General features: G+C 61.6%; 13 protein-coding genes and 2 tRNA genes. 8 read left to right on the top strand and 7 right to left on the bottom strand.

The features are described 5' to 3' along the window. Window positions 1-30 precede the first annotated feature (30 nt). Window positions 31-804 (top strand): class II aldolase/adducin family protein, encoded by a 774-nt coding sequence (locus AB5I84_RS08150; protein ID WP_369455356.1) that lies wholly within the window; start codon window positions 31-33, stop codon window positions 802-804. A gap of 168 nt (window positions 805-972) precedes the next feature. On the opposite strand, the gene AB5I84_RS08145 is transcribed toward AB5I84_RS08150, so the two are convergent. The 4 genes from AB5I84_RS08145 to AB5I84_RS08130 form a co-directional block, all read right to left on the bottom strand. Further along, the gene (locus AB5I84_RS08145) at window positions 973-1,401 is read right to left on the bottom strand and encodes a tellurite resistance TerB family protein (RefSeq protein WP_369455355.1); all 429 of its coding nucleotides are present in this window, start codon (window positions 1,399-1,401) and stop codon (window positions 973-975) included. Next, a complete protein-coding gene (locus AB5I84_RS08140; protein ID WP_369455354.1) occupies window positions 1,398-2,345 on the bottom strand; it encodes a transaldolase family protein in 948 nt (315 codons plus the stop codon). Before AB5I84_RS08140 ends, AB5I84_RS08145 begins: the two co-directional genes overlap by 4 nt. 104 nt (window positions 2,346-2,449) lie before the next feature. Beyond that, complete coding sequence (gene dusA, locus AB5I84_RS08135) at window positions 2,450-3,448, bottom strand: tRNA dihydrouridine(20/20a) synthase DusA (protein ID WP_369455353.1); 999 nt, start codon at window positions 3,446-3,448, stop codon at window positions 2,450-2,452. Window positions 3,449-3,918: 470 nt separating this feature from the next. Then, a complete protein-coding gene (locus AB5I84_RS08130) occupies window positions 3,919-4,407 on the bottom strand; it encodes a DUF4399 domain-containing protein (RefSeq protein ID WP_369455352.1) in 489 nt (162 codons plus the stop codon). A 165-nt stretch (window positions 4,408-4,572) separates the two neighbouring features. Between AB5I84_RS08130 and gltX the strand changes: the two genes are divergently transcribed. The 3 genes from gltX (at window position 4,573) to AB5I84_RS08115 (ending at window position 6,440) form a co-directional block, all read left to right on the top strand. Further along, on the top strand, window positions 4,573-6,087 hold the full coding sequence (gene gltX, locus AB5I84_RS08125) for a glutamate--tRNA ligase (protein ID WP_369455351.1): 1,515 nt from the start codon (window positions 4,573-4,575) through the stop codon (window positions 6,085-6,087). Between the two features lie 157 nt (window positions 6,088-6,244). After that, window positions 6,245-6,320 (top strand) — tRNA-Ala (locus tag AB5I84_RS08120). A gap of 44 nt (window positions 6,321-6,364) precedes the next feature. Next, window positions 6,365-6,440 (top strand) — tRNA-Glu (locus AB5I84_RS08115). A gap of 116 nt (window positions 6,441-6,556) precedes the next feature. Here AB5I84_RS08115 and AB5I84_RS08110 read toward each other — a convergent pair. The 3 genes from AB5I84_RS08110 to AB5I84_RS08100 all read right to left on the bottom strand — a co-directional run bounded on the left by AB5I84_RS08110 (window position 6,557) and on the right by AB5I84_RS08100 (window position 9,194). Then, the gene (locus AB5I84_RS08110) at window positions 6,557-7,438 is read right to left on the bottom strand and encodes an NAD(P)-dependent oxidoreductase (RefSeq protein WP_369455350.1); all 882 of its coding nucleotides are present in this window, start codon (window positions 7,436-7,438) and stop codon (window positions 6,557-6,559) included. Window positions 7,439-7,671: 233 nt separating this feature from the next. Beyond that, window positions 7,672-8,958, bottom strand: a complete 1,287-nt coding sequence (gene gltA / locus AB5I84_RS08105; RefSeq protein WP_369455349.1) for a citrate synthase — start codon at window positions 8,956-8,958, stop codon at window positions 7,672-7,674. A gap of 110 nt (window positions 8,959-9,068) precedes the next feature. After that, on the bottom strand, window positions 9,069-9,194 hold the full coding sequence (locus AB5I84_RS08100; protein ID WP_369455348.1) for a hypothetical protein: 126 nt from the start codon (window positions 9,192-9,194) through the stop codon (window positions 9,069-9,071). A gap of 260 nt (window positions 9,195-9,454) precedes the next feature. Between AB5I84_RS08100 and sdhC the strand changes: the two genes are divergently transcribed. The 4 genes from sdhC to AB5I84_RS08080 are packed head-to-tail and all read left to right on the top strand — an operon-like array spanning window position 9,455 to window position 12,709. Further along, complete coding sequence (sdhC, locus tag AB5I84_RS08095) at window positions 9,455-9,829, top strand: succinate dehydrogenase, cytochrome b556 subunit (RefSeq protein ID WP_369456074.1); 375 nt, start codon at window positions 9,455-9,457, stop codon at window positions 9,827-9,829. After that, the gene (gene sdhD, locus AB5I84_RS08090) at window positions 9,823-10,197 is read left to right on the top strand and encodes a succinate dehydrogenase, hydrophobic membrane anchor protein (RefSeq protein ID WP_369455347.1); all 375 of its coding nucleotides are present in this window, start codon (window positions 9,823-9,825) and stop codon (window positions 10,195-10,197) included. Before sdhC ends, sdhD begins: the two co-directional genes overlap by 7 nt. A 1-nt stretch (window position 10,198) precedes the next feature. Continuing rightward, on the top strand, window positions 10,199-11,971 hold the full coding sequence (gene sdhA, locus AB5I84_RS08085; protein WP_369455346.1) for a succinate dehydrogenase flavoprotein subunit: 1,773 nt from the start codon (window positions 10,199-10,201) through the stop codon (window positions 11,969-11,971). 21 nt (window positions 11,972-11,992) lie between these two features. Beyond that, window positions 11,993-12,709 (top strand): succinate dehydrogenase iron-sulfur subunit, encoded by a 717-nt coding sequence (locus AB5I84_RS08080; RefSeq protein ID WP_439650207.1) that lies wholly within the window; start codon window positions 11,993-11,995, stop codon window positions 12,707-12,709. The last annotated feature ends 59 nt before the right edge of the window (window positions 12,710-12,768 follow it).

Genomic DNA, 12,768 nt, shown 5'->3' with positions numbered 1-12,768 from the left:
ATCGGCCAACGAAGAACAAGAGGATACTCCATGACGATCGAGTCAGCGTTGCTGCAATTGAACGTCCGCGACCACGTGAGCGCGGCGGAATGGCAGGCCCGGGTGGAACTGGCCGCCTGCTACCGGCTGGTGGCCCTGTACGGCTGGGACGATGTGATTTTTACCCACATCTCGGCGAAGGTGCCGGGCACCGAAGAGTTCTTGATCAATCCCTACGGGCTGATGTTCGAGGAAGTCACCGCCTCGAACCTGGTGAAGATCAATCTCGACGGCGACAAGTTGATGGATTCGCCCTACGACATCAACCCGGCTGGTTTCACCATCCACAGCGCTATTCACGCGGTGCGTGAGGATGTCGGTTGTGTGCTGCACACCCATACCCCGGCCGGGGTCGGCGTGTCGGCGCAGGCGGGCGGTATTCTGCCGATTTCTCAGCAGTCACTGTTTGTGTTGGCCAGCCTGGCCTACCACGACTACGAGGGCGTGGCCCTGCGTGAAGACGAAAAAGCGCGCCTGCAAGCACATTTGGGCCAGGCCAAGAATCTGGTGCTGCGCAACCACGGATTGCTGACTTGCGGCCGTTCGGTGGCGGAGGCCTTCCTTGGCATGTACACGCTGCAGCGCTGCTGTGAAATCCAAGTGCAGGCGCAGGCCGGCGGCGGGGCGCTGATTCCGATTCCGCAAAGTATTCTGGATGGCGCGCTGCAAAGTATGCGCGAAGTAACCAAAGGCGCCGGCGCCGGTTTGGCATGGCCGGCGCTGCTGCGGCGGGTACAGCGGGAAATGCCCGGTTTCGATCAGTAAACCGATTGGTTTCCGGCAAAAAAAGGGGCGCTCGGGCGCCCTTTTTTTATGGCTGGCGAAGTGCGGCGCGAGTGGGTAGGTAAACCGAGCGGACGCCGATGGTGGGCGGGCCGCGCGTTCAGAGCCCTATGCGACCGGATCACTGTGCCGCTGAAACGGCCACGGCACTCACTGAGTTCCTTGACGCGGGCGCCCACGCAGCATACGACTGTGGGACACGTACAGCAGGTCGGCCACTTTGCGCACCACTGCTTCTTCATCTCGCGATAACTCGCCATCGGCTGCCGCGATCTGCCACATGGCATCCACCAGCTCCGCGCGTTGCTCGGCAGACCAGTGGTCGCGCAGCACCTGCACCAGGCGGAAGTAATCTACTTCCTGCTCGGCCAGTTCGGCGCCCCGCTGCGCGGCGGATGCCGCCGGCTCACCGAACAGTTGCACCAAGCGTGTTGATAGTGCCTGCTGCTCGCTGTCGCTGAGCACGCCGTCGGCGCGGGCGACTTCATAGAGCAGCGCGGCAGCAGCGTCTTCCAGCGCCGGCGCTGGCGCCTGTTCCGGGCCCGATAACCAGCGGCCCAAGGCTTTCCAGCCGCTCATGCGGACGGCTCCAGCAGTTGATCCAGTGCGTCCTGGTCGCGGGCGAAACGGCGCACGCCGTCGGCCAGCAGTTCGCTGGCCATGGCATCGTCATTCATGGCCCAGCGGAACGCGGCTTCGGTGAGCGGTGCGCTGGCGTCCAGTGACGGCACCTGCGCCGGGTCCAACTGGCGTTGCAGCGTGCCGGGGTCTTGCGCCAGCGCATCCAGCAGGCTGGGGGCGATGGTCAAGCGATCGCAGCCGGCCAGTGCCTCGATCTGCTCGGTGCTGCGGAAGCTGGCACCCATCACCAAGGTGGGCAGGCCGCGGCCTTTCAAGGCGCGGAAAATGGCGCGCACCGATTGCACACCGGGGTCGTCGTCGATGTCGTTGATCACCGCACCTTGGCGCAGCGCCCAATCGCGGATGCGGCCGACGAACGGGGAAATCAGCGTCGCGCCGCGTTCGGCGGCAGCTAACGCTTGGGTGGTGTTGAACACCAAGGTGACGTTGCAGCGAATGCCATCACGCTCCAGCTCGGCGGCGGCCTGCAGGCCTTCCCAAGTGGCGGCAATCTTGATCAGCACGCGACCGGTATCGGCGCCTAGCAGTTCGTAGCAGTGCAGGATCTGGCGTGCGCGCGCCACTGTGGCGGCACGGTCGAACGACAAGCGCGCATCCACTTCACTGGACACCCAGCCGGGAATAGCGGCGAGGATGCGTTGACCGACCACTGCGGCAAAGGCGTCGTTGCACAGTGCGAGGCCAGCCTCGGCGTCGATGCGTGCCGCCAGCTCGCGGGCTTGCTGCAGCAGCGCCGGGCCATCGGGGTAGCGTGCCACCGACAACATCAACGACGGGTTGGTGGTGGCATCCACCGGCTGCAATTGCAAGATGGTATCGAGGTCGCCGGTGTCGGCCACCAGCGTACTGAAGCGGGCCAACTGGGCGCGTTTGTCAGTCATGGGTTACTGCTCCTGGCGAAGTCGGGCGCCCGGGACCCCCTGTCCGCGGGCGGCGCCAAAGCCACTAAGACTGCGGTAGCTGCGGGCGCGCTGCAAGCGCCGGATCAGAGCGTCGGCACCAGCGCCAGTGCATCCAGCAGGACTTGCGGGGTGGCGTCAGCGCGATGGGCATGGGTACTAAGGTGACGGCGGAACGCGCGCGCGCCGGGGCGGTTTTGGAACAGCCCGAGCAGGTGCCGCAGGATGTGCTTAGGATGCACGCCGGCGGCAAAACGCTGCTCCAGATAAGGCATGAACGCATGCACCACGCTGTGGGCGTCGACCGCGCTGCGCGGCGCCGGCTGACCAAAGATACGCGGATCGGCATCTGCCAGGTGCAGTGGGTTGTGATAGGCCTCGCGGCCGATCATGGCGCCGTCGAGATGCTGCAGGTGCTGCTCTACCTCATCCAAGCTGCGCAGACCGCCATTGAGGATCACCTCCAACTGCGGGAAATCCTGTTTTACCTGTTCCGCGCGCGCATAGATCAGCGGCGGAATTTCCCGGTTTTCCTTGGGGCTGAGGCCGCTCAGGATGGCCTTGCGGGCATGAATGATGAAGGTGCGACAGCCGGTCTGTTGCACGGTGTCGATAAAGCGGTGCAGGAAGGCGTAGTCATCTTGGTCATCAATGCCGATACGGCTTTTAACCGTTACCGGCACACTCACCACCGCCTGCATGGCGGCGACGCAATCGGCCACCCGCTGCGGTGTGGCCATCAGACAAGCACCAAACATGCCGGACTGCACGCGGTCGGACGGGCAGCCCACATTCAGATTGATTTCGCCATAGCCGTATTGCTCGCAAATGCGTGCGGCCTCTGCCAATTGCACCGGATCGCTGCCGCCGAGCTGCACTGCCATCGGGTGCTCGCCGGCATCGTGATCGAGCTGTGCATCACGATCACCATGCAGCAACGCCGGGGCCGTGACCATTTCGGTATACAGCAGCGTATGGCGGGTGATCAGGCGCATCAGCATGCGGTAGTCGCGGGTGGTCCAGTCGAGCATCGGGGCAATCGACAGGCGCCGGTCCAGCGGGGCGGCAGCAATCGGGTCAGACATGGGTTTCAACGTCCATCAATCGGCAAGCGGTGCCGGCAATAAAAAAGCGGCGCCATTGTGGCATGGCGTTGGCAGCAGTGCGATCCGGTATGGGCGGGCGTGATGCGCCGGGATTGGTGGCGAGAGCGGGGCGGGGCCTGTTGCAGTCAAGCGCGAGCGTGGAAGCGCGGCGCCCCGAATACCGTCAATAGCCAACCAGGTGAATACATCGGCTGAGCACCGGGCCGAAACGATAGGTCGGGCCGAGACAGCTTAAATGGGGGAACAGGCGGCTGTTGACGTGCAGAAAACCACACAAACGCAGGAGTAGAGAGCGGTGGAGCAAGGTGGCCAGTATGTAATTAGACGGCACTCAACGCTGGCCTGGCAGGGCAATTCACTGGAAAAATTACCGCTGGGATCGCGGCAAAAAACGTTCGTGGCAACTGCGGTGCCGGCGCCGCAACCGCAGCGCCAGCACCGGCTGTCGATTACTCTACCGTGATGGTGATCGGCTCCGACACCACCGGCGGTTGGTGCGGAATATGCAGCGCATCACCCAACACCAGTTGCAGGCGATGGGTGCCCGGCGCCAGTTCCAATTCGATTTCGGTCTGGCCGCCACCGAAGTGAATCAGCTTGTCGTTGGCTGGAAGCGGTTGGTTCATGTTCGGCAGTTCCGGTGTGTCGATCAGCAAATGGTGATGACCGGTGCCCGGCGTGGCATCACCCGCCGGTGCCACCTGCATGCCGTCGAGGCCGAATTCCAGTTTCACCGGGTTCGACAGGGTGGCGCCGTCTGCGGGGCTGACGAAGTAGACCCGCGCATCAGCAGTGGAACTTTGGCGCGGCAGCGACACCGTGGTAGGCGTCACGCTCGGCGCGGCTGACGCCTCGGTGGTCGGGGTGGCCGGTTCGGAGCAGGCGCCCAGCATAGCGGCGCAGGCGAGCAGGGAGAGCGGAGCAACAATGCGTTTCATGGTGCAGTCCTTCGTGCCTGGGGGATTTCGACGCCGCAGGGGACGCCGCAAGAAGCCGAGCTTAACAAGAATCAAACGCGCCGGGCACCCGGCAACCACAGCACTGCGGAAGGGTGGCCACAAGCCGGGTATACTGCCGCCCATTGTTGTTCTGTCGGAGTTCACATGACTGTTGTTCGTACCCGGGTCGCGCCGTCCCCCACTGGCGATCCCCACGTTGGCACCGCCTACATTGCGCTGTTCAACGCCTGTTTTGCGCGCCAGCACGGTGGCCAGTTTATTCTGCGCATCGAGGACACCGACCGGCTGCGCTCCACCCCGGAATCGGAGCAGGCGATTCTGGCGTCGCTGCGCTGGCTGGGACTGGACTGGGACGAAGGCCCGGACGTGGGCGGCCCACACGGGCCGTATCGGCAGAGCGAGCGCGGCGATGTCTACGCCGAGCATGCGCAAAAGCTGCTCGACAGTGGCCATGCATTCCGTTGCTTCCGCACCCCGGAAGAACTCGATCAACTGCGCGACAGCCTCAAAGAGGCCGGCATCCAGCGCGCGCTGAAGCCCTCTGATCTGGCGCTGCCCGCAGACGAGGTGGCGCGCCGCGAAGCGGCTGGCATGCCATCGGTGGTGCGCATGCAGGTGCCGGAGGAAGGCAAGGTCGCGATTCAGGACCTGCTGCGCGGTGAAATCGAGTTGGACTGGGCGCAGGTGGACGCGCAGATCTTGCTCAAGTCTGACGGCATGCCCACTTACCACCTGGCCAACGTGGTGGATGACCACCTGATGCAGATCACCCATGTGATCCGCGGTGAAGAATGGATCAACTCGGCGCCGAAACACCTGTTGCTGTACCAGTACTTCGGTTGGCAGATGCCGGTGCTATGCCACATGCCGCTGCTGCGCAATCCAGACAAATCGAAGCTGTCCAAGCGCAAGAACCCGACCAGCATTACCTATTACCGGGATAAGGGTTACCTGCCGGAAGCACTGCTGAATTACCTCGGCCGCATGGGCTGGTCGATGCCGGACGAGCGCGAGAAATTCTCACTCGCTGAAATGCAGCAGCAGTTCGACCTGACGCGGGTGTCGCTGGGCGGGCCGGTGTTCGACGTGGAGAAACTCAGCTGGCTTAACGGCCAGTGGCTGCGCGAGTTGTCTGACGATGCGTTCATCGACACTCTGCAAAACTGGCTGTTTAACCGTGAATACGCACGCCAGGTGATTCCACACATTCGACCGCGGGTGGAAACCTTGAGCCAGGTGGTGGAGCGGGCCGGCTTCTGCTTCGGTGACGTGCCGACGCTGACTGAAGCGTCGTTCGCACACCCGTCCATTGCCGCAGATGACATGAAAGTATGGCTGCAGTATTTGCTGTGGTCGCTGGAAGCACTGCGTCAGTGGGAACGCGATGCGCTATTCGCTGAGGCCCAGTCGCTGTCTAAGGCGCTGAAGGTGAAGGTGAAGGATTTCTTGTTCCCGGTGTTCGTCGCGATCGCCGGCACCCCGGCCAGTTTTTCTGTGGTGGACGCCATGGCGCTGATTGGTCCCGACCTGTCGCGGATGCGTCTGCGTACCGCCATTGAAGCGCTGGGTGGGGTGTCGAAAAAGCAGCTCAAGCAACTAGAGAAGAGTTGGGCGGCGCTGCAGCAAGGTGCTGAATCTGCTCAGGAAATAGCCGAATAAGGCGCGGCTTGCTCAGCCTTTGAACAAACCGTGCTTTTTTGGTTTCGGACGCTTGACACCCCTTCGGCAGTTGCTAGAATGCGCAGCCTCAACGGGGCAATCACTGCACCGGACCGAATAAGGGGATGCCGCGGTCACGCTGGCATCCCGCAATTTCGGGGCTATAGCTCAGCTGGGAGAGCGCTTGCATGGCATGCAAGAGGTCGACGGTTCGATCCCGTCTAGCTCCACCAAATTCACCCATCCTCTGGGGATAAGAGGACGGTGAGCAACAAACGTCCCCATCGTCTAGAGGCCTAGGACACCGCCCTTTCACGGCGGTAACAGGGGTTCGAATCCCCTTGGGGACGCCATAGACAAGAAAGCCCGCTGCATCTGCAGCGGGCTTTTTTTATGGCTGTTCCAGTGGCGCTGTCGTGCCCATAGTCGCAGGCCAGTCATCCGGCCACCCGCAGGTGGCCAGCAGTCGTCATTTTTTCCGGCGTTGTTGTAGCCGTTTGAGCAGGGCAGAGGTGTCCCAGCGACCGCCGCCAAGTGCCTGCACTTCACGGTAGAAGTCATTCACCAGTTCGGTGAGCGGCAGTTCGGCGCCGTTCTGCGCTGCTTCCGCGAGGCACATATCCAAGTCCTTGCGCATCCAATCCACTGCAAAGCCGTGCTGGTACTGATCGGCCAGCATGGTGCGGTGGCGGTTGACCATCTGCCAGGAGCTGGCGGCGCCCTGGGATACCACATCAATGACTCGCTGTACGTCCAGGCCGGCCTGCTCGGCGAACGACATGCCTTCTGCTAAACCTTGTACCACGCCGGCAACGCAGATCTGGTTGACCATCTTGGTAAGCTGGCCGGCGCCGACGTTGCCCATCAACGTCACCGCACGGGCATAGCTGCGCAACACCGGTTCGGCGTCGGCAAAATCGGACTCGGCGCCGCCGCACATGATGGTGAGCACGCCTTGCTCGGCACCTTGCTGGCCACCGGAGACCGGGGCGTCCATAAAGCGTGCGCCCTGGGCGAGGGCGGCTTGGTGCAGTTCTCGCGCGACGTCCGCCGAGGCCGTGGTGTGATCCACCAGCAGCGTGCCAGGGCGGGCGCCGGCCAGGGCGCCGTCCGTGCCGGCCAGCACGGCACGTAGGTCGTCATCATTACCGACGCAGCTAAACACCATTTGTGCGTGCTGTGCGGCCGCGGCGGGGCTGTCCGCGCGCTGGCCGCCATGCTCCGCCACCCAGTGTTCGGCGGTGGCGGTAGTGCGGTTGTAGACGGTGACGCGGTGGCCTGCACGGGCCAGGTGGCCGGCCATGGGATAGCCCATGACACCGAGGCCAAGGAATGCGATATCAAGGCTCATGACGGCTCCTTGTGGAAAAGTGAATGCGGCACTGTAGCAGAGCGTGGGCTGGTTGCTAAAACAGATGTCTTGCTAGGTATTGCTGCGATCTTTGCCTGAGAAGCGATCGGGATGTTGTGAGTGGGTCGCTCGCGTGCAGGCTGGTAGCTAGGGGGGTGCGGTCTGGGAAAGCTATTTCCGTGACATAAAAAAAGCCCGGCCAATGCCGGGCTTTTTCAGCAGCAACTGATGGATCAGTTGCGCTCGTCCACCGCTACGAACGGACGCTCTTTTTCGCCGGTGTAAAGCTGGCGCGGGCGACCGATCTTGTAGGGGTTGGAGATCATTTCGTTCCAGTGTGCGATCCAGCCCACGGTGCGAGACAGGGCGAAAATCACGGTGAACATGGACGTCGGGATGCCCAGCGCCTTGAGGATGATGCCGGAGTAGAAATCCACGTTCGGGAACAGTTTCTTTTCTTTGAAGTAGGGGTCGGACAGGGCGATTTGCTCGAGCTTCATCGCCAGCTCCAGCTGCGGATCGTTGACGCCCAATTCGGCCAGTACTTCATGGCAGGACTCGCGCATCACAGAGGCGCGCGGGTCATAGTTCTTGTACACCCGGTGACCGAAGCCCATCAGCTTGAACGGGTCGTTGCGGTCTTTGGCCTTAGCAATGTACTTGTCGATGTTGGACACGTCGCCGATTTCGTCGAGCATGTTCAGCACCGCTTCGTTGGCACCGCCGTGCGCCGGGCCCCACAGCGCGGAGATGCCGGCTGCGATGCATGCGAACGGGTTGGCGCCGGAAGAGCCGGCCAAGCGTACGGTGGAGGTGGAGGCGTTCTGTTCGTGGTCAGCGTGGAGGATGAAGATGCGGTCCATGGCGCGAGCGGCCACCGGACTGATCTTGGATTCCTCGCACGGGGTGCCGAACATCATGTGCAGGAAGTTCTCTGCGTAACCCAGGTCATTGCGCGGGTACATGAACGGCTGGCCGACGGTGTACTTGTAGCACATGGCGGCAATGGTGGGCATCTTGGCGATGAGGCGCATGGCGGTGATCTCGCGGTGCGCTTCATTATTGATGTCCAGGGAGTCGTGGTAGAACGCGGACAGCGCGCCGACCACACCACACATGACGGCCATCGGATGGGCGTCACGGCGGAAACCGCGGTAGAAGAATTGCAGCTGTTCATGAACCATGGTGTGGTTCTTGACCGTGCTGACGAATTTTTCCTTTTGCTCGGCGGTGGGCAGCTCGCCCTTGAGCAGCAGGTAGCACACTTCCAGGTAGTCGGACTGGCTGGCCAGTTCCTCGATCGAGTAGCCGCGGTGCAGCAGCTGACCCTTTTCACCATCAATGTAGGTGATCTTCGACTCGCAGGACGCGGTGGAAGTAAAGCCAGGGTCGAACGTGAACAGTTGCTTGGCGGTCAGGGGAGCTACGTCAATGACGTCCTGGCCCAAAGTGGGTGAGTATACCGACAGCGCGATATCCTCGTGGCCGTCCACCTTCAGGATGGCTTTTTTCTCGGTCATGGATTTCTCCTACACGGAGGCGGTTTTGGAAAAGCCCGCCGGCGCTCTCACGCATGAAATCAGCGGCAATACGCTAGGCGCGGGGACGTTAAGGTTTTGATACATCTTTGTCAACGCGCGTAAGAAATGCAGCGGGATGGGTTGCCGGGCAGTCCGGCGACGACGCCCCAGCGCAGGCGTCGGCGAAACAGCATGTTAAGCGTTTTTTCCAGAAATCGCGCGAACCAATCAGTCACGCGATCGTGCTCCTACATATAGGAGGGCATCCGTACCCCATTAAAAACAGTGTGTTGTGGCTTTTTCGAGCAGGTTGCTGCTGTTTGTTTTCACATAGGCGCAGGGATATACTTCGCACCCGTCGCGCCCCTGGCACCCCGGCCGAGGGGCGCAAGGTCTTCTGTTAATGCAGCGTTCGCGCCTGTCATTTTCACCAGACTCACGACGTTCCCGACAACCGCTCCTGCCCGCAGGAGCCCGGCTATAAGTGATGGCTACCGTGAACGATAAGCGACCCGTAAACCTCGATCTTAAGACGATCAAGTTCCCGGTCAGCGCCTTGGCTTCCATTACCCACCGTATTACCGGCATCGTGCTGTTCGTGGCGCTGCCTATTTTGCTGTGGATGCTGGATCGCTCTTTGGCGTCTCCGGAAAGCTTTGCTGAACTGAAAGAATGCCTGACCAGTCCGCTGGCCAAGCTGGTGCTGTGGGGCATTCTTGCCGCACTGCTGTACCACCTGGTGGCTGGCACTAAGCACCTGGTAATGGACCTTGGCTTTGCACTGACCAAGGAATCCGGTCACCGCGCCACCATCGTGGCCTTGGTGATCGCCGTGGTTCTCATTCTTCTGGCGGGGGTGTGGGTATGGTAACCAGCGTCACCAATTTCAGCCGTAGCGGCATGTCCGATTGGCTGCTGCAGCGCGTCAGCGCTGTGCTACTGGCGGTCTACACCATCGCCCTCGGCGGCTACATCGTCTGCACCGGCAGCGATCTCACCTATGAAGCTTGGGCGGCCCTGATGGGCTCAGTCCCCATGAAAGTCATCAATACCCTGGTGGTGGCATCGATCGCTGGCCACGCTTGGGTTGGCCTGTGGACGGTGACCACCGACTACCTGACCCGCATGGCGTTCGGCAATGCCGCCACGTGCGTGCGTTTGGTGGGCCAGACCGTACTGGCACTGCTGCTGGCAGCGTACTCGCTGTGGGCACTGTGGATGATTTGGGGAGCCGCATAACATGATTCGTACTATTTCCTTTGACGCCATCGTTGTCGGTGGTGGCGGCGCGGGCATGCGCGCTTCCCTGCAGATGGCGCAGTCCGGTTTCAAGACCGCACTGATCTCAAAAGTATTCCCGACCCGTTCGCACACGGTGTCCGCCCAAGGCGGTATTACCTGTGCAATCGCTTCTGCTGATCCGAATGACGATTGGCGTTGGCACATGTACGACACCGTCAAGGGCTCCGACTACATCGGCGACCAAGACGCCATTGAGTACATGTGCTCAGTCGGTCCGGAAGCGGTGTTTGAGCTGGACCACATGGGTCTGCCGTTCTCGCGCACTGAGGAAGGCCGTATCTACCAGCGTCCGTTCGGTGGCCAGTCGAAGAACTTCGGCGAAGGCGGCCAAGCTGCGCGTACCTGCGCGGCAGCGGACCGGACCGGTCACGCATTGCTGCACACCCTTTACCAGCAAAACCTCAAGCACAACACTCAGATCTACAGCGAGTGGTTCGCCATGGATCTGGTGGTCAACGCCCGCAAGCAAGTGTGCGGTGTGATGGCGATGTGCATCGAGACCGGTGAAGTGGTGTTCTTCAAATCCCGCGCCACGGTGCTGGCCACCGGCGGTGCCGGCCGCATTTATGCGTCCACCACCAACGCCCTGATCAACACCGGTGACGGTGTCGGCATGTCGCTGCGCGCCGGCTTCCCGGTGCAGGACATGGAAATGTGGCAGTTCCACCCGACCGGCATCGCTGGCGCGGGTGTGCTGGTGACCGAAGGCTGTCGCGGTGAAGGCGGCTACTTGGTGAACAAAGACGGCGAGCGCTTCATGGAGCGTTACGCGCCGAACGCCAAGGACCTTGCTGGCCGTGACGTCGTGGCTCGCTCCATGATGATGGAGATCCTCGACGGCCGTGGTTGCGGCCCGAACGGTGACCACGTTTACCTGAAGCTCGACCACCTCGGTGAGGACGTGCTGCACAGCCGCCTGCCGGGCATCTGTGAGCTGTCCATTACCTTCGCTCACGCTGACCCGGTGAAAGAGCCGGTGCCGGTGGTACCGACCTGCCACTACATGATGGGCGGCATTCCCTGCAACATTCACGGTCAGGCGCTGCGCATGTCCGATGGTCATCATGGCCAAGCGGAAATCATCGACGGCCTGTATGCAGTGGGTGAAGTGGGCAACGTATCGGTGCATGGCGCTAACCGTCTGGGCGGCAACTCGCTGCTGGACTTGGTGGTCTTCGGTCGCGCCGCTGGCCTGTTCATCGAAGATGCGCTGCGCCAAGGTCTGGAGCAGCCGGAGCCGAGCCGTGACGACATCGAGCAGGCCATGGGCCGCTACCGTCGTTGGGATGGTTCCAGCAAAGGTGAGTCTGTCACTAAGCTGCGTAAAGAGCTGCAGCAGTGCATGCAGAACCACTTCGGTGTGTTCCGCAAGGGCGATCTGATGGAAGAGGGTGTGCGTCTGGTGGCGGACCTGCGTGGCCGTATTGCCGAAGCGCACCTGGAAGATAAGAGCAAGGCGTTCAACTCCGCCCGCGTTGAAGCAATGGAGCTGGACAACCTGCTGGAAGTGGCGGAAGCCACCGCCGTGGCCGCTGAAGGCCGGACCGAAAGCCGTGGTGCTCACTCGCGCTACGACTACCCGGATCGCGATGATGAGAACTGGCTGTGCCACTCCATCTACGACCCGGCTACCAAGCAGCTGGGCAAGCGTGAAGTCAACTTCGCGCCGAAGACCGTCGAGGCCTTCCAGCCGAAGGTTCGGACCTACTAAGCGGAGATCAGGATCATGACGATTAAAGTAAGTATCTATCGATACAATCCTGAGACCGACCGCGAACCCTACATGCAGGATTACGAGGTCGATACCCAGGGCAAAGATGTGATGGTGCTGGACGTACTGGCACTGGTGAAAGAGCAGGATGAGTCGCTGGCTTACCGTCGCTCCTGCCGTGAAGGGGTGTGTGGCTCCGACGGCATGAACATGAACGGCAAGAACGGCTTGGCCTGTGTCACCTCGCTGTCGAACGTGGCGCCGGGCATCTTGGAAGGCAAGAAAAAGCTGGTGATTCGCCCGCTGCCGGGTCTGCCGGTGATTCGTGACCTGGTGGTGGACATGACCATGTTCTACAACCAGTACGAGAAGGTGCAGCCGTACCTGATCAACGACACCCCGGCTCCGGCCATCGAGCGTCTGCAGTCACCGGAAGAGCGCGAGAAAATCGACGGTCTTTACGAGTGCATCCTGTGTGCCTGCTGCTCCACCAGCTGCCCGTCATTCTGGTGGAATCCGGACAAGTTCCTCGGTCCGGCGGCGTTGCTGCAGTCCTACCGCTTCCTGGCGGACAGTCGCGATACCGCACGCAGTGAGCGTCTGGCAAAGCTGGACGACCCGTTCTCGCTGTTCCGCTGCCGCGGCATCATGAACTGTGTAAGCGTCTGCCCCAAGGGTCTCAACCCCACACGGGCAATCGGTAACATCCGTTCTATGTTGTTGGATAGAGCAGTGTAAAAAGAAGAAAAGGCGGCCCACGGGTCGCCTTTTTTTTGCTCGGAACGTCCCCATAAGGG

Source organism: Alcanivorax sp. REN37 (assembly GCF_041102775.1).
Classification (GTDB): domain Bacteria; phylum Pseudomonadota; class Gammaproteobacteria; order Pseudomonadales; family Alcanivoracaceae; genus Isoalcanivorax; species Isoalcanivorax beigongshangi.
The sequence above is the reverse complement of the archived record's forward strand: the minus strand, read 5'-3'. Positions and strand labels throughout refer to the sequence as shown.